This is a genomic window from uncultured Massilia sp., from assembly GCF_913773735.1.
Lineage (GTDB): Bacteria > Pseudomonadota > Gammaproteobacteria > Burkholderiales > Burkholderiaceae_D > Telluria.
Genome location: NZ_CAJYEB010000014.1, coordinates 177,642 through 193,171 on the forward strand (window position 1 = coordinate 177,642; position 15,530 = coordinate 193,171).

The following is a 15,530-nucleotide window of genomic DNA, read 5'->3' on the forward strand; positions in this document are numbered from 1 at the left end:
GCTCAACGGTGCGCGAGGCTCGGGTCCTCGTGCAGCCGGACTTCGCGCAGGAAAAAGGCCAGTGCGCGCGTGTCGCCCGGTCCCGGCGCGTGCGGCGCCTCGTGCTCCAGTTCGATGGTGACGGGCGCCCCGGCGGGACCGGCCGGCAGCGCCAGGACGACCGGGCGGTCGAGTTCCTGCCAGCCCAGGTCGACGCCGTCGATGCGCACGCGGGTGCGGCGGTTGCCGTCCAGGTACTGGCCCAGCAGCGTCAGGCTGGCCGGCCGCGCGCCCGCATCCGCACCCGCCGCCGGCGCCAGCACCAGGCGCGAGCGCGCGCCCTGCGACCAGGCGCCGTTCCAGGCGCCGCCGTTGAATTCGACCCCGCTCCAGCCGGCGTCCAGCGCGATGCCGTCGCGGTCGCGGAACTGCGCCGCCTGCAGGGTGCGCTGGCGCAGGCCGCTGTGCATGCAGCGCACCGGGCCGTCGATGTAGCGCCAGCCGTAGGCGCTGTCGACGTAGGCATTGTCCGGCGCCAGCGCGCCGTCGCTGCCGCACAGCTGCGCGATTGACGCCGGCTCGGCCGGGAAGTACAGCGTCTTGCTCATCGCCCCGGCCCGGAAGGCATAGGCCTGGGCCGGGCGGATGTAGTCGTCGTTGTGGCCCATGCGCTCGGCGAAGATCTCCGGTTCCGGGTGGTACCACTGCGGGGCGACCCGCATCGCCAGGCGCGCCAGTGGGCTCATCTGGACATAGGTGTAGCTGACCGCGTGCGCCATCGCCGCCGCCTGCACCAGCGCCAGCCCGGCCACCAGCGGCACGGGCCAGCGCGCCCGCTCGCGCACGCGCAGCAGCAGCGCCAGCAGCAGGGGCATCGCGGCCCAGAACGCGTAGCGCATCACGCCGGCGGCGCCGGAATTCCAGTTCTGCACGGCCAGCGCCGGCAGCGCCAGCGCCAGCGTGAACAGCAGGCACAGCGCCAGCGTGCCGGCGGCGCGGCGGCTCCAGCCCCAGGCGGCCAGCAGCACGGCCACGCCGGGGATCGCCAGGATCATGCCCTGGTTGAGGTCGAAGAAGAACGAGACCAGGCGCGCCATGCCGACGAAATGCGGGTCGGAGAATTTCTTGGCGATGATGTTGGGCACGCCGTACTGGTAGAAGTTGAACAGCACCGGCAACGCGAACACGGCCAGTCCGGCGGCCAGGCCGGTCAGGTTGGCGGGCGTCAGCTGCGCCTTCAGGTTGGCGCCGAACGATGCTTCGCGGCGGTATTCCAGCCACAGCTTGATCAGCGGGCCGAAGGCGAAGAAGAACACGATGGTCGGGTTCTGCAGCGCTGCCACGCCGCCCAGCAGGCCGGCCGCCAGCGGCGCGCCGCTCAGCAGGAACAGCAGCGCCGCCAGCAGGCCGGCGGCGCTGACGCATTCCGGGCTGGTCCAGTTGATGTACAGGCCGCCGCCGCAGGCGAAGAACAGCAGCAGCGCGAGCGCGGCCTTGACGTCGGAGCGGAAGAAACGGCGCAGCGCCAGCGCCAGCACCAGGACGGCGGCGTAGTTCACCACCTGGAACGCGCGCAACGGATCGATGCCCAGCGCGTCCAGCGCCAGGAAGGGGACGGCGGCCAGCGCCGGGTAGCCGAAGAAGTGGATCGGATACACCTTGTCGTCGCGGCCGCGCACGAAGGCGGCGTACAGCTCCCGGTCGCCGCGCCGCATGCCCTGCTCGAGCTGGTTCAGCGGCTCGGTCAGCGGCGGCGCCAGGCGGCGGGTGCGCGCGATGTCGTCCAGGCGGATGTCGGGCGTGCCGTGCGCGGCCATGGCGACCGTGTCGGTCGCGTACTCGACGACGTCGCCGCTGAGCGAGACCGGGCGCAGGGCGATGCCCAGCACGAAGCACAGCAGCAGGAGGACGGGAAAGCGCCAGCCGGCGGTCGAGAAGGGCATGCCGTATCCTTTCGTTGTCAGTAGGAGGCGATCAGGGCCAGCGCGGCGCACAGCGCCAGCACCGCCAGGCTGGTCTTGTCCTTGCTGACGTACAGCACCGGGTCTTCGTTGACCTCGCCGCGGAAGGACAGGATCCACAGGCGGCCGAGCCAGAACGCCAGCAGCGGCAGGGTGCCGAACAGCCAGTGCGGACGCGCGTACAGCACCAGCACATTGTCCGAATTAAAGTAAAGCATGAACACCATGATCGCGACGAAGGCGGCGTTCACGCCCATGATCCCGATCGGCAGGTGGTCGGCCGTCGTGTAGCCGCGCCCGCGCGTCTTTTCCTTGCCGGCGCGCGCCAGGTTGGCCAGCTCGCTGTGGCGCTTGAGCAGGGCCAGGCTGAGGAACAGGAAGAACGAGAAGGCCAGCATCCAGAACGACGGCGCGATGCCGGTGGCGGCGCTGCCGCCCAGCACGCGCAGCGTGTACAGCAGCGCCAGCACGACGATGTCGACCATCATGAGCCGCTTCAGGTAGACGGAATACGCGACCGTGGTGACGAAGTACACGCCCACCGCCAGCAGCAGCAGCGGGCTGTACCAGGCGCACAGGGCCAGCGCGGCGCCGGCCAGCAGGGGGCTGGCGACCATCGCCAGGCCCAGCGGCAGGGTGCCGTTGGCGATCGGGCGGTGGCGCTTGGTCGGGTGCAGGCGGTCGTCCTGGGCGTCGAGCGCGTCGTTCAGCAGGTAGGCGCTGGACGCGCACATCGAGAACGCCAGGAAGGCGAACAGCGCGGCGCCGAAGGTGCCGGCGTCGAGCGCGTGGCCGGCCACCATCGGCAGGAACACCAGCAGGTTCTTCATCCACTGGCGCGGGCGCAGCGCCTTCAGCAGGGCCCGGGCGATGCCGCCGCGGCGCGTGCCGAGCTGGCTGGTGACGCGGCCGTCGGCCAGCTTGAACGGCTGGTGGGTCACCGAATAGGCGTTGCGGCTGCCCAGCCACACGGGCAGGTCGGCGGTCGAGTTGCCGATGTAGTCGTAGCCGCCTTCGCCGTACTGGGCGGCCAGCGCGCGCGCCTTGTTGTGCGCCGTGAAGTTGACGCCGGGGTCGGTCGCCAGCACGCGGTCGAACAGGCCCACGTGGTTCGCCACCAGGCGCGCCAGGCGCGTCTCGGCGCCGGTCGCGAGCACGATCTCGCGGCCCCCGTCGCGCTCGCGGCGGATGAATTCCAGCAGCGCCGCGTCGTAGGGCAGGGCGGCCGGGTCGAGCTCGACGCCGCCGGACACCGCGTGCTTGAAGCCGGCCTTGCCGCGCAACAGCCAGAACGGCAGGATCCAGGCCTGCAGCAGGTGGCGCTTGAGGAACAGGACGATCGATTCCCACAGCAGGTCGGAAAAGATCAGCGTGCCGTCCAGGTCGACGACCAGGGGCACGTTGCGCGCCGGGGTGCCGGCGCCGTGTTCGATGCCTGCCATTCAGCCCTCCGTGCCGGGCAGCACCCGGTACCACTGGTGGCCGACGATCGCGTCGAGCACCTGGCGCGCGCTGCGGTCCCAGGTCAGCCAGGGCATGCCGGTCGACGTGGGCGCGCGGCCGTCGCGCCACAGCGCGATCCAGCCGGCGACGGCGTCGGCCAGGTCGCCCGCCGCCAGGCCGGAGAAGTAATGCGCATGCGCGCCCGCCACTTCGCGGAACACCGGGATGTCGCGCGCGATGATCGGGATGTCGTGCTGGGCCGCCTCGATCAGCGGCAGGCCGAAGCCTTCCCCTTCCGACGGCGCTAGCAGCGCCGAGGAGCCGGCATACAGCTTGAGCAGCATCTCGTCCGAGACGCCGGCCAGCCAGAACAGGCGTTGTCCCAGTTCCGGATGGTCCTTCAGGCGCGCGGCGACCTGCTCGACCATCCAGCCTTCCTTGCCGACGATGACGAGGTTGGCGTCGACGCCGCGTTCCCACAGCAGGTCGAAGGCGGCCAGCGCCTGGGCGTGGCCCTTGCGCGGCTCGACCGTGCCGACCATCAGGAAGCTTGGACGGCGTGCCAGCGCCGCGAACACGCGCTCGGCGTCCGGCGGCAAGCCGCTGCTGGGCGCGCTGGCGTCGATGTCGGCGCCCAGGTGGAACCAGCCGAGCTGCAAGGGCGAGCGGCGCTGCAGGTTTTCCGCGCCGATCCAGCCGGCCAGCTCGTCGGCCACGGCGCGCGAGATGCAGACGATGCCGTCGGCCACCCGGTGCACGGCGCGCAGGAAGGCGCCGAAGTGGACCTCGGTGCCGAACGGGAACACGTCCGGGCGCAGCATCGGCAGGATGTCGTACATGCAGAAATAGACTTCCACGCCGCGCGTGCGCATGTCCGCCAGCAGTTCGACGTTCTGGGCCGTGCCGCTCAGGAACAGGTCGAGGCCGAAGAAGATGTCGCCGGGGCGCAGGTCGACCGGCGCGTCTTCCAGCGCCAGCCCGGTCGCGCCGACCAGTTCGAGGCCGTAGCGGCGCGCGTAGTGGTAGGGCTGGCCGTTCCCGACCGTGAACACGGGTTCGATGCGGTAGCCCGGCGGCGGATCGGCGATCATCGCCAGCAGCACGCTGCGCACCACGCGCTGGATGCCGGTGCGCAGGTCCTTCTGGACCAGCGCCGAGACGTCCACCAGCAGCTGGCGCGGCGCCGTCGGCACGCGATTGAAGGCGATGGCGGCGGCCAGCGCCGGCAATTCCTCTTCCGCGCACAGCGGCGCCGCGGCGCTGACCGCGGCGCGGTAGGCGGCGTGCTCGCCGTGCCGGGCGAAGTGTTCGATGGCCTGGTAGCACAGGCGCCCGGCATGGGCCGGCGCGTGTTCGGCTTCCATGTAGGCGGCGGCGCGCTGGCCCAGGCTGGCGCGCAGCGCCGCGTCGCCGTGCAGGCGTTCGAGGGCGGCGGCCAGCGCCGCCGTCTCGACGTGGTCGGGCAGCATCACCAGCAGGTCCTGCGCCAGCGAGGCGGTCGAGCCGTGCGCGTTGACGATCGTCGCCACGCCGTACAGCAGGCAGTCGAGCACCGCGGCCGAGGTCTCGCCGCGCGAGGCGCCGCGTAGCTGGACCGCGCAATCGCAGGCTTCCAGCCAGTCGGCATAGGCGGCGGCGTCGACGAAGCCGGTGATGGCGATGCGTTTCGCCGCGCCGCTCGCGTGCAGCTTCTTGTCGAGTTCGACGCCGTAGGCGCCGGGGTCGTTGGCGCCGACGAACACCAGGCGGCAACGCTTGTCGGCGGCCAGCGTCGAGGCCAGCCAGGCGTCCAGCAGTTCGGCGTTCAGCTTGGTCGGGCCGAGCATGCCGAAGGTGCAGACGACGAAGTCGTCCGCCTTGATGCCCAGGCGCTTGCGCGCCCGCGCGCGCGCGTCCGGGCCGCCGTGGCCCGGCGGCTTGCCGCGCAACAGGGGAATCGTGCGCCAGCCGTCGGCGGCGCCGGGGCCGTACCACTGCTCGGCCAGCTGCTTCGGGTAGGCGGAGTGGACGATGACGCCGCTGGCGTGGTCGAGCACGCCGCGGTTGACCGGATGCTTCCAGACGGTCGGGTTGCGGCCGTCGCGCCGCAGCGCGTGCAGGCCGGACAGGCCATGCGATTCGTACATGCCCTTCAGGAAGCCTTGCGGCAGCACGGCCTGGTGCTCGAGCCAGTCGACCACGTTGCCGAAATAGAAATCGTGCATCAGCACCACGCCCGGCACGTCGCGCACCAGTGCGAACATGTGCTTGTGCACGGGCGAATTGCCGAAGTGGTAGAACACGCGGTCGTAGCTGCCGGCGTGCTCGCGCAGCCAGGCGGCCGAGCGCTGCGGCAGGCCGGCGAGGCGGACGTCGTCGACGTGTTCCTGCTCGACGATCAGTTCGACTTCGTAGTAGCGCGCCAGTTCCGGCGCCAGTTCGGCGCTGTAGTCGGCGATGCCGGATTTTTCCGGCGGCAGCGGCGAGACGTAGGCCAGGCGCGGGCGCGCCAGCGAGGCGGCCGGACGACGCTCGGCGGCCGTCGCTTCCAGGCGCAGGCGCAGCTCGGCCACGGTGGCGCCGGCGTCCAGCGCGACGGTCGCGAACTCGCTCACCGCATCCGGCGCACCCGGCGCGCCCGGCGCGACCAGCACCACGTCGGGCAGCAGGCCGGCCAGCGCCTGGCGCCGCAGCGCCGCGTCCAGCCGCTGGTCGGCGTGCAGCGCGAACGCGCGCACGCGCTCGCGGCCGAGCAGGCCGGCGAAGGCCAGGCGCAGCGTCTCGACGACGTCGGGGGCGGCGCCCGGCGCGGCCACCCACAGCGTGGCGCCGCGCGCGTCGCGCGCCAGGTCGGCCGCCAGCTCGCGCGCGCGCGCCAGGCTGGCGGGAGTGACGGCGTCCCGGCCGTCCAGGAAATCGATGACGATACGCATTCAGTTCTCTTGCTTGCTGCGGGCGCGCTGCAGGTCGGCCAGCACGACGCGGACCGAGGCCGGCAGGCCCTTGAGTTGATCCGGCACGTCGATGCCGGCGGGCGCCTGCTGCGGCGGGTCGAGCTTGATCGCGGCGATCGAGGTGCTGACGCGCTGCTGCAGTTTCGGATTGCGCAGCAGGACCGGGATCAGGAGGCGGCGCAGCTTTTCGTTTGCGGTCAGGCGCGTGACGATGCGGCGCGCCAGCTGCGGGCGGCGCAGCGCGTGCACGACGCTGCCGGCGGCGCGCAGCGGCCGCGTGATCTTCCACGAGGTGCTGTGGTGCATGTCCTGCAGGCGCTGCCCGAGTTCCTGCGCCCAGGCTTCCGAGGCGATCAGGCGGCGTTCGATGCCACCGGCCCAGTCGGACAGTTGCTGGTGGCTGTCCTGCAGCTGCGCCAGGCTGGCGTTCAGGGCCGCGAGTTCGTCGGCGGCGCGCTGGCGCTCCTCGGCGGCATAGCGGCGTTCGCGCTCGTGCGCCTCGGCGACCCGCAGCCGGTCTTGCTCTGCGCGCTGCTGCGCTTCGCCGGCGATGCGCAGGCTTTCCTCGAGCTCGGCGCTGCGCGCCTCGGCCCGGCCGGCGCGCCCGGCCTCCCAGTCGGCGCGCCTGGCCTCGGCGGCGGCCTGCTGCGCTTCCTGCTCGGCGCGCTGCGTCGCATCCCAGGTCTGGCGGGCCTGCTCGGCCAGCCTGCCCTGGGTCTCCTCCAGCGCGCCTTGCAGGCGCTTGCCGTCGTTCCAGGCGCGGTCCAGGTGCCAGGAAATGAATGCGTCGAACACGTTCGGCTGGATGCCGAAGTGTTCGCGCAGTTCCGCGTGTTCGTCGGCCACGTAGTAGCGGTTCAAGCCGTCGAACCAGGCGAAGCGGTAGCGCTGGCTGGTGACCAGGTGTTCCCAGGCTTCATGGTTGGTCTCGCGCTTGCCCGGCAGCGTGGCCTCGATCACCAGGATCCACGGACGCCAGCGCGCGAAGTCCATCCCGCGCAGCACTTCGCCCTCGAAGCCCTCGACGTCGATCTTCAGGAAGTGGATCTCGCCGCGCACGTGCTCGGCGCAGATGGCGGACAGCGTGCGCACCGGCACCTTGAGTTCGGCCACCGCATGGCCCTCGGCGCGGTGCATCTCGGCCACGTCCTGCTGGGGCGAGGCCCAGCCGCGCACGCTTGGTACGTCGTACAGGGTCAGTTCGCCGTCCGCGCTGCCGGCCGCGACGGCCAGGTTGACGTCGCCCGGGCGCTGTTCGTCGAAGGCGGCGACGTGGACCGGCAGGGGTTCGACGTTGATGCCGCGCCAGCCGGCGTCGTAGAAGGCCTTGGTGACGGAATGCTCGACCGGGTCGTTGGCGCCGACGTCGATGTAGAAGCCGTTCTCGATGCGGCCGAGGGCGCGCCACAGCAGCACGTCCTCGGCATTCTGGGCGTAGGAAATGAAAGTCATGGGCGGTGGATGTCGATGACGGGGTCGAGCCAGGCCGTGCCCTCGAAATGCGGGCGGCGCATGTTCATCACGGTGAACACGAGGGCCAGGTCGCGCCATTCATAGTTGTTGACCAGGTGGGTGTCGGTGCTGACGATGGCGGTGGCCACCGAATAGGTGCCCGGCCCCAGGTTCACCGGGAAGCGGAAGCGGTAGGTGATCTCCTCGCCGGGGCGCACGTCGTCCAGCGGCAGCTCCTTCAGGTGCGTGTTGGTGCCGTACATCGGCTGGCCGAGGCGGTCCTTGATCATGTAGCCGAGCACCATGCGCGGGATCGGCGCGCGCACGGCGATCTTCACCTCGAGCGTCACCGGGCTGCCGACGTCGACGACCTCGACGCGCTGGCCGGCCTCGTCGAGCAGGGCGATGTCGGCGACGGTCGCCTCGCCGGTGCCGGACACGGTCTGGGTGCGGCCTTCGCCGTCGGCCAGCTGGCGCACCGTGCCGTCGTTCTCGCGCTCGGCGATCATGGCGTTGTAGTAATCCATGATCTCTTCCGGCCGGCCCTCGCGCGCCAGGCGCCCGCCGTCGAGCAGCAGGGCGCGGTCGCACACCGACTGGATCGCCTGCTTGTCGTGCGACACCAGCAGCAGGGTCGTGCCTTCGCGGCGGAACTGGCGCACGCGCTCGAAGCTCTTGTGCTGGAACCAGGCGTCGCCCACCGACAGGGCCTCGTCGACGATCAGGATGTCCGGGCGGCGCGCGGTGGCCACGGCGAACGCCACGCGCATCTGCATGCCGCTCGAGTACACGCGCACCGGCTGGTCCATGTAGTCGCCGATGTCGGCGAAGGCCTCGATCTGCGGCATCAGCTGGCGGATCTCCTCGACCTGCAATCCCAGCAGCTGGCCCGCCATGAAGACGTTCTCGCGGCCCGTGAAGTCGGGATGGAAGCCCATGCCCAGTTCGAGCAGGGCGGCGACCGAGCCTTCCATGTGGACGGCGCCGGTGGTCGGCTGCGTGGTGCCGGTGATGAGTTTCAGCAGCGTGCTCTTTCCCGCGCCGTTGATGCCGATCAGGCCCACGGCCTCGCCTGGCGAGATGCGGAAGCTGACGTCCTGCAGCACCCATTTCAGCTTGTGGCGCGCGCCGCCCGGCAGCATCCATTCGGCCAGGCGCGACCAGCGCGTGGGGTATTGTTTATAGGCCTTGCCCAGGCCTTCGACGACGATCGTGCCCATCAGAGTTCATCCACCATTTCGCCGGCGCGCTTGCGGAACAGGCGCAGGCCGAAGGCGCACAGCAGCAGCGCGGCCGCCAGCACGGGCAGCAGGGCGGCCCAGTCGGGCGCCTGGCCCTTGACCAGGATGTCCTGGTAGCCCTGCACCAGCGTCGCCATCGGGTTCCAGGCCAGCCAGGAGCGCACGGCCTCCGGCAGGATCGAGGCCGGGTAGACGATCGGCGTGAACCAGAACCAGAACTGCAGCAGGATCGTCATGAACTGGCCGACGTCGCGGAAGAACACGTTCAGCACGCCGGCGACCATGCCGATGCCGATCGCCAGCAGCACCTGCAGCGCCAGCAGCGGCACCAGCGCGAAAAACACCGGACCGGGAAAATTCCCGGAAACGACGAGGAAGACGATGAACAGGCCGAAGATGATGCCGAAGTTGACCAGGGCATTGAGCACCACGATCAGCGGCAGGCAGATGCGCGGGAAGCTGATCTTCTTGATCAGGTTGGCCTGCTCCAGGAACATGGTCTGGCCGCGCGCGACGATCTCGGCGAACAGGCCCCAGGTGAGGATGCCGGCGCACAGGTAGATGCTGTAGGCGTAGCCGGACTGGCTGCCGGGCAGGCGGCTGTGCATGACCTCGGCGAAGATGACGGTGTACACCACGATCATCGCGAGCGGGCTGAGCAGCGACCACAGCGCGCCCAGCATCGCATTCATGTACTTGGTCTGGAACTCGCGTTTCACGCTGCCCAGCACGAAGCCGCGATAGGCCCACAGGCCGCGTAGCATCAATGGCGAAATCATGGGGCGATCCTGGCAGGATGCGCCGGCTGGGGCAGTATCGGGAGTCGGGTCATAGCGGTGGCGTTGCCAAGTGAGCAGGAAATTATACTCGATGGCATTACCACACACTTGTTACAGATGTAACGGTGTGATGCGTTTTGTCGCCATGCCGTGACATCTGGCGGCATCCGCGCCGCCGCCGCCACGCACGGTCAGCTCTGGACGAGCTTCTTCAGCGCTTCCGGATCCAGGATGATCAGGCGGTGCGAATCCTTCTGCACGATCCCCTGCTGTACCAGCGTCAGCAGCGCGCGCGTGACCGTCTCGCGGCTGGTATTGATCATGTTGGCAATGTCCTGGTGGGTCGGCAGGTTTTCCACCACGGCCGGGGCGCCCGGTTCGCCGGCCTTCTTCTGCTGCATCAGCGTGAGGAAGGCATAGATGCGCTTGGCCGTATTGTTGATGCTGAGCAAGGCACGAAATTCCGAGTCGCGCTGGATCTTCTGCGCCAGGTGGCGCAGCATCTGCCTGGCCACCGATGGCGAATGCGCGAACAGGTGCATCGCGATGGGCGCCGGCAGGAAGGCGACCAGCACGTCGGACAGCGCCACCACCGAGGCCGAGCGCGTCGAGTTGTTGATCAGGGCGATCTCGCCGAAGAAGTCGCCCGGCGCCAGCATGCGCAGGCCGATGGCGCGGCCATCCTCGGTGATGTCGATCACCTGCAGCTGGCCCGAGAGCAGGAACAGCAGGCCGTCGCCGCTGCCGCCCTTCTGCAGCACGATGTCGCGCTTGTGGTACTGGCGGATGCGGAATTCCGGCTTGATCTGCAGGATCTCCTCGTCGCTCAGTTCGGCGAGCAGGGGGATCTTGCGCAGGTGGATCTGGATCTGTACTTCTTCCTGGGCCCGTCCGGCGGTGGCCGGGGGCGGCGCGGCGGACTCCATGGCTTCCTGTTGGATAGACGTCATCGGTTCGGTTCAGGTGGTTCGGTCATGCTGCATCAGGCGAGCACGACATAAAGTTGGGCACATGCCGCGGCGAACAGGATACCCGCCGCGTTCGCGCGCATGTCGCGCCAGCAGAAATCGCGGTCGGGCACCAGCATCTGCAGGCATTCGATCAGCCAGCCCAGGACGAGCAGCCCGAGCAGCCAGAGCGCTGCCTGCAGGCGGCCGTCGGCCACGCGCAGGGCCAGCAGGCTCAGGATGGCAAAGCTGGCGAAATGCAGCAGCTTGTCGTTCGGCAGAGGCGGAAGCCAGCGGTTCGGCACCAGGCAACCTCCCACCACGGCGGCGGTTGCCAGGCCCAGCAACACCAGGTTCCACATCGGGTTTACGTTCATCGAAAAATCGGACAGCATGATTGTAGCCGCTCGTGCTCATCCGGCGCCATGCCGGATGCCGATGCGTGCGCATTTGGTGGCGGCAATGTCACATTCCGCGGCGCAACCAGGCGCGCGCGACGCGCTGCGCCGGCGCTTCCACCCAGTGCCAGCTCAGCACGGCCAGCGCCACGGTGGCGGCCATGCCCAGCGCGGTCGTGGCCAGCGGCCCGAGCGGCGGCAGCACGGCGCGCAGCAGCAGCAGCACCGGCCAGTGGTAAATATAGATGCCATACGAATAATCGTGGCGCTGCAGGTGACGCAGCGGCGCCGTGCGCACGCCGCCGGCGCCCGCCGCCAGCGCGGCCGTGCAGGCCAGCAGGGCGATGCCGAACCAGGTCAGCGGATGATGGTTCAGGTCGCTCCAGCGGGTGGCGTTCATGGCCACGAAGGCGGCCGCGCATGCCACGTGGCGCGCGCCGATGCGCAGGTCCGGCGCCAGCGTGTACAGCAGCATGCCGCACAGGAACAGCGACCACATCCGTGCCTCCCACAGGTAGCCGGCGGCGACCTCGGGAAACAGGTTGGCGGCCAGCAGCAGGAAGATGGCCGCGCCGCGCAGCCAGGTGCGCAGCGGCAGCACGGCGGCCAGGCCGAGCAGGGCCACCATCACGTACATCCGGCCTTCCCAGTACAGCGTCCAGAGCGGGCCGTTGAGCGGCTGGCCGCCGAGCACGCCGGGCAGGCTCAGTTCCTGCGGCGGGATGATGTAGCGCAGGCCGTGCAGGAAGGTGTTGCCGAACACGTAGCGCCAGGTGGCGCGCTCGAACAGGCCGTGCCAGCCCTGGTCGGAAAAGAACGCGACGGCAACCAGCGTGGTCAGCAGCAGGCAGGCGAACAGCCCCGGCACGATCCGCGCCACCCGGCGCACGGCGAAGCGCAGCAGGTGCGGGTCGCGTACCCAGCTCTGGGTGATGAAGATGCCGCTGACCAGGAAGAACACGCCGACCGCCAGGCCGCCCAGGTCGGTGTGCGGCGCCAGCAGGCGGGTGAGCGGATCGTGGGCGCCCGGACTGGCCAGGTTCAGCTGCCAGCCGTGGAATACCACCACCAGCAGCGCGCAGACGAGGCGCACGAGGTTGAAGCCGTTGTCGTGGCCGTCGATGGCGCCGGCCAGCGTGCGCGTGGGGGGAGGGAGCAGGCGCATCGGGTTCAATATTGCCATTGCCAGCTCAGCTGCAGCTGGCGGTTGTTGTACTGGAAGATCGAGATGTTCTCGCGGTTGTGCACGGCCCGTCCCTCGAGCTGCAGCAACTGGTTCTTCGCCACCGGATAGCTCAGCGTGGCGCGCGCCGACTGCGTGACCTGGCGCCGCACGGCGTCGATCACGCCGGCGGAATAGGGCAGCGAGCCGTTCCAGGTCTGGGCCGTGTAGGCTAGCTCGCCGGTCAGTCCGAGCGGCAGCGCACGGCGTACCAGCACGTTGCCGTACCAGCCGCGCCGGCTGCCGCCGGGACGCTGGTCGCTGGAACGGTCTTCCAGGCGGCCCAGGCTGGCGCTGGCGTAGCGGCCTTCGCCACGCCACGTCAGCAGGCCGCGCAATTCGTAGGTGCTGGAATCGAAGTTCTCCAGCGTCTGGAACTCGGTGCGCGTGGCGCCGGCCAGCAGGTTGAACTGCATCCCCCGGGGCAGCGGCAGCGGCGGGCCGACGCGCGCCTGGAGCTGGGCCTGGCGCTGGTAGTAGTGGCCGCCCAGGCTGACGGCGCCCAGCGAGCCGGTGGTGCGCAGCGTCCAGCGGCCGAAGCGCCAGGGCGTGTCGACGCCAGCGAACAGCGAGGCGCTGTCGTAGCGGTGCAGCCGGTCGTTGCGGCGCGCCAGGAACTGGGCGAAGCCGAGCGTGCCGTTGGGCGTCAGTTCGCGCGTGGCGTCGCCGCCCGCCATCGTGTACTGGTCGTGGTGCGGCAGGAAGTCGGACGAGAGCGCGTACTCGATCGGCCCGCTGGGCGTGTCGAGCACGTAGTTCGAACGGCTGGCGCCCTGGTTGACGTTCTGGTCGATGCCGCGTCCGGCCGTCAGCGAGTACGTCGACAGCGGGCGCCAGGCGGCGCAGCCGGCCTCGCGGGTCTCGGCGATCAGGCGCAGCATGTCGGCGTTCGGCGCGAAGCGGGTCTCGATGACGGCGAAAAGGCGCTCGGCCTCGTCGCCGTGGCCGAGCGCGCACTGGGTCATCGCCAGGTCGAGCCAGGCGCCGGCGTGCAGCGGCTCCTTGTCGATCAGGCGCCGCAGCTCGCTCGAGGCGTCGTTGCGGCGGCCCTCGGCGATCGATTGCAGCGCGTCCTGGTACAGGTCCCGCGGCAGGTCGCTGCCGTCCTGCGCCAGGGCGCGGCCGGCCAGCAGCAGCGCCAGCATGGCCGGGAGGACCCGGCGCACGGGTATCCTCATGCGCGCAGCTCCCGTGCCGGCGCGGCCGGCGCCATGGCGGACGACGCGTCGTCGACCGGCGTGTACAGCATGGTGGGCTTGCCCTTGCCGCGCAGGCGGCGCTCGCCCAGCGCCAGGAAGCGGTGGCGGCGCGCCCGCTCCACCGTGCCGGCGCCCACGATGACGTCGTGCGCGAAGTCGCGCGCCGCCTGTTCCAGCCGCGACGCCGTGTTCACGCTGTCGCCCACGGCCGTGTAGATGCTGCGGAACGAGGTGCCGAAGTCGCCGGCCATCGCCGGGCCGCTCTCGATGCCGATGCGCACGCGCAGGCGCGGGTGGCCGAGGGCCTCGCGCGCGTCGCTCAGGCGGCGCACGCGCGCGACGATCTCGCGCGCCGCGTCCAGCGCCAGGTCGGCGTGCTCCTCGATGGGCAGCGGCGCGCCCCAGAACACCACCAGGCCGTCGCCGGTGTACTTGTCGAGCGTGCCGCGGCGTTCGATCACGGGTTCGGTCAGGCAGTCGAGGAATGTGCGCGTCAGCACGGCCGCCTGTTCCATCGACAGCGCTTCGACCTGGCCGGTATAGCCTTCCATGTCGGCGATCAGCGTGGTGACGTCGAGCTGGCGCGGGGCCAGCGGATCGCGCAGGTCGCTGCGCATCAGTTCCTCGACCACGGCCGGGGCGACGTACTGGCGCAGCGTGTTCAGCAGGTGGTGCGAGCGCCGCTGCGCCAGCTGCCATTGCAGCGGCACGGCCGTCAGCAGCAGGAAGAAATTCGCCGCCAGGGGCCCGGTGGTGGAAAACACGGGGTCGTGCGGCGCCGTCGCCCAGGCGGCGCCGACCCACAGCAGCGACAGGCCCAGCAGCAGTCCGACGCTGGCCAGCGCCGACAGGCGCGGGAAGGCGAAGAAGGCGGCCAGCGCGGCGGCGGCGGCGAAGGCGAGGGCGATCACCCGCCCGGGCCAGGGCGCGGGCACGGCGCCGTCCCGCAGGTCGAGCAGGTCGGACAGTACCGCCGCCTGCACGCCCAGGCCGGGACGGCTGGCGCCATGCGGCGTGGCGACGCGGTCGCCCAGGCTCAGCGAGGACGAGCCGACCAGCACCAGGCGCCCGGCGGCGCTGGCGGGGTCGATGCGTTCGGCCAGGATGTCGGCGGCGCCGACGACCGTGTAGGCGCGCCAGTCGCGCCGGTACGAGACGCGCAGCGATGCGGGCACCGGCGTGGCGGCGGTGCCCGCGCAGCAATCGGCCAGCGCCAGCGCCAGCGCCGGATAGTCGCGGCCGTCGAAGCGGGTCAGGAGGGGCACCCGGCGCAGCACGCCGTCGGCATCCGGGATGAAGCCGATGTTGCCGACGTGGGGCGCGCGCGCCAGGCCGGCATGGTTGGCGATGTAGCCGCTGGCCGGGACGCCCGGTCCTCCATGCAGGCGGGTGGCGCCGGCCGGCACGCCGCCGCGCAGCGCTTGCGGACGCATGCCTTGGGGATCGTAGTCGAAGGCCTGGGCCAGCACGACCGGGCCGTGCTCGGCCAGCAGCGCCAGGCGGGTGTCGCCTGCGCGGTCGGATGGGTCGGGCAGGACGATGTCGAGGGCCACGCCGCGCGCACTGTAGCGCGTCAACAACACTTCGACGAGGTCGGCCAGGCGCGCGCGGGGCCAGGGCCAGGCGCCGATTTCCTTGACGCTGGACTCTTCGATGTCGACGACGAGGATGCGCGGTTCCGGCGCCACGGTGGCGCGGGTGCGCACGATGGCGTCGCGCAGCGCCTCGTCCCCCAAGCGCGGCGCGCCCGTCGCGCCGCCCCATTCGAGCCACGCCGCGAGCAGCACGGCGGCGACGGCGATGGCCGCACGCACCGCGCCGACGGACGGCATGAACCGGACCGGGCCGCCGGCAGGGAGAGGAAAAGCGAAGCGACGCACGCCAGGGAAACGAAAATTGTTTTAAGTAAAGGGGTAAGTATAGCCGCTGGCGTGGCGGCCTCCCAACAATTGTGAGTCCGGGCCACTACAAAATGT

The 15,530-nt window shown here is 70.6% G+C and carries 11 protein-coding genes; all 11 read right to left on the reverse strand.

Annotation, left to right across the window (positions count from 1 at the left end):
* Positions 1-2 precede the first annotated feature (2 nt).
* Positions 3-1,922 (reverse strand): hypothetical protein, encoded by a 1,920-nt coding sequence (locus QZ749_RS06040; protein WP_296944465.1) that lies wholly within the window; start codon positions 1,920-1,922, stop codon positions 3-5.
* A gap of 17 nt (positions 1,923-1,939) precedes the next feature.
* Positions 1,940-3,382: a UbiA family prenyltransferase gene (locus QZ749_RS06045; RefSeq protein ID WP_296944467.1), complete on the reverse strand. Its 1,443-nt coding sequence runs from the start codon at positions 3,380-3,382 to the stop codon at positions 1,940-1,942.
* Positions 3,383-6,295, reverse strand: coding sequence for a glycosyltransferase (locus QZ749_RS06050; protein WP_296944469.1), 2,913 nt, complete (start codon positions 6,293-6,295; stop codon positions 3,383-3,385).
* Complete coding sequence (locus QZ749_RS06055; protein WP_296944471.1) at positions 6,296-7,768, reverse strand: FkbM family methyltransferase; 1,473 nt, start codon at positions 7,766-7,768, stop codon at positions 6,296-6,298.
* Entirely contained in the window at positions 7,765-8,988 is a 1,224-nt protein-coding gene (locus tag QZ749_RS06060; RefSeq protein WP_296944473.1) for an ABC transporter ATP-binding protein, read from the reverse strand. The genes QZ749_RS06055 and QZ749_RS06060 overlap by 4 nt, the downstream gene beginning before the upstream one ends.
* Positions 8,988-9,788, reverse strand: coding sequence for an ABC transporter permease (locus QZ749_RS06065; RefSeq protein WP_296944474.1), 801 nt, complete (start codon positions 9,786-9,788; stop codon positions 8,988-8,990). The genes QZ749_RS06060 and QZ749_RS06065 overlap by 1 nt, the downstream gene beginning before the upstream one ends.
* Before the next feature lie 191 nt (positions 9,789-9,979).
* On the reverse strand, positions 9,980-10,738 hold the full coding sequence (locus QZ749_RS06070) for a Crp/Fnr family transcriptional regulator (protein ID WP_296944476.1): 759 nt from the start codon (positions 10,736-10,738) through the stop codon (positions 9,980-9,982).
* Positions 10,739-10,770: 32 nt separating this feature from the next.
* Positions 10,771-11,130 carry a VanZ family protein gene (locus QZ749_RS06075; RefSeq protein ID WP_296944478.1) on the reverse strand — a complete coding sequence of 120 codons (360 nt, stop codon included), beginning with the start codon at positions 11,128-11,130 and terminating at the stop codon, positions 10,771-10,773.
* A gap of 70 nt (positions 11,131-11,200) precedes the next feature.
* Positions 11,201-12,316: an acyltransferase gene (locus QZ749_RS06080; RefSeq protein WP_296944481.1), complete on the reverse strand. Its 1,116-nt coding sequence runs from the start codon at positions 12,314-12,316 to the stop codon at positions 11,201-11,203.
* Positions 12,304-13,521: a tetratricopeptide repeat protein gene (locus QZ749_RS06085; protein ID WP_296944483.1), complete on the reverse strand. Its 1,218-nt coding sequence runs from the start codon at positions 13,519-13,521 to the stop codon at positions 12,304-12,306. Before QZ749_RS06085 ends, QZ749_RS06080 begins: the two co-directional genes overlap by 13 nt.
* A gap of 8 nt (positions 13,522-13,529) precedes the next feature.
* Positions 13,530-15,386 (reverse strand): CHASE2 domain-containing protein, encoded by a 1,857-nt coding sequence (locus QZ749_RS06090; protein ID WP_296944486.1) that lies wholly within the window; start codon positions 15,384-15,386, stop codon positions 13,530-13,532.
* Between the last annotated feature and the right edge of the window lie 144 nt (positions 15,387-15,530).

What these genes read in the sequence shown, in the direction of transcription:
- QZ749_RS06040 (WP_296944465.1), bottom strand. Translation starts at nt 1,922, where the DNA reads ATGCCCTTCTCGACCGCCGGCTGGCGCTTTCCCGTCCTCCTGCTGCTG.
- QZ749_RS06045 (WP_296944467.1), bottom strand. Translation starts at nt 3,382, where the DNA reads ATGGCAGGCATCGAACACGGCGCCGGCACCCCGGCGCGCAACGTGCCC.
- QZ749_RS06050 (WP_296944469.1), bottom strand. Translation starts at nt 6,295, where the DNA reads ATGCGTATCGTCATCGATTTCCTGGACGGCCGGGACGCCGTCACTCCC.
- QZ749_RS06055 (WP_296944471.1), bottom strand. Translation starts at nt 7,768, where the DNA reads ATGACTTTCATTTCCTACGCCCAGAATGCCGAGGACGTGCTGCTGTGG.
- QZ749_RS06060 (WP_296944473.1), bottom strand. Translation starts at nt 8,988, where the DNA reads ATGGGCACGATCGTCGTCGAAGGCCTGGGCAAGGCCTATAAACAATAC.
- QZ749_RS06065 (WP_296944474.1), bottom strand. Translation starts at nt 9,788, where the DNA reads ATGATTTCGCCATTGATGCTACGCGGCCTGTGGGCCTATCGCGGCTTC.
- QZ749_RS06070 (WP_296944476.1), bottom strand. Translation starts at nt 10,738, where the DNA reads ATGACGTCTATCCAACAGGAAGCCATGGAGTCCGCCGCGCCGCCCCCG.
- QZ749_RS06075 (WP_296944478.1), bottom strand. Translation starts at nt 11,130, where the DNA reads ATGCTGTCCGATTTTTCGATGAACGTAAACCCGATGTGGAACCTGGTG.
- QZ749_RS06080 (WP_296944481.1), bottom strand. Translation starts at nt 12,316, where the DNA reads ATGGCAATATTGAACCCGATGCGCCTGCTCCCTCCCCCCACGCGCACG.
- QZ749_RS06090 (WP_296944486.1), bottom strand. Translation starts at nt 15,386, where the DNA reads ATGCCGTCCGTCGGCGCGGTGCGTGCGGCCATCGCCGTCGCCGCCGTG.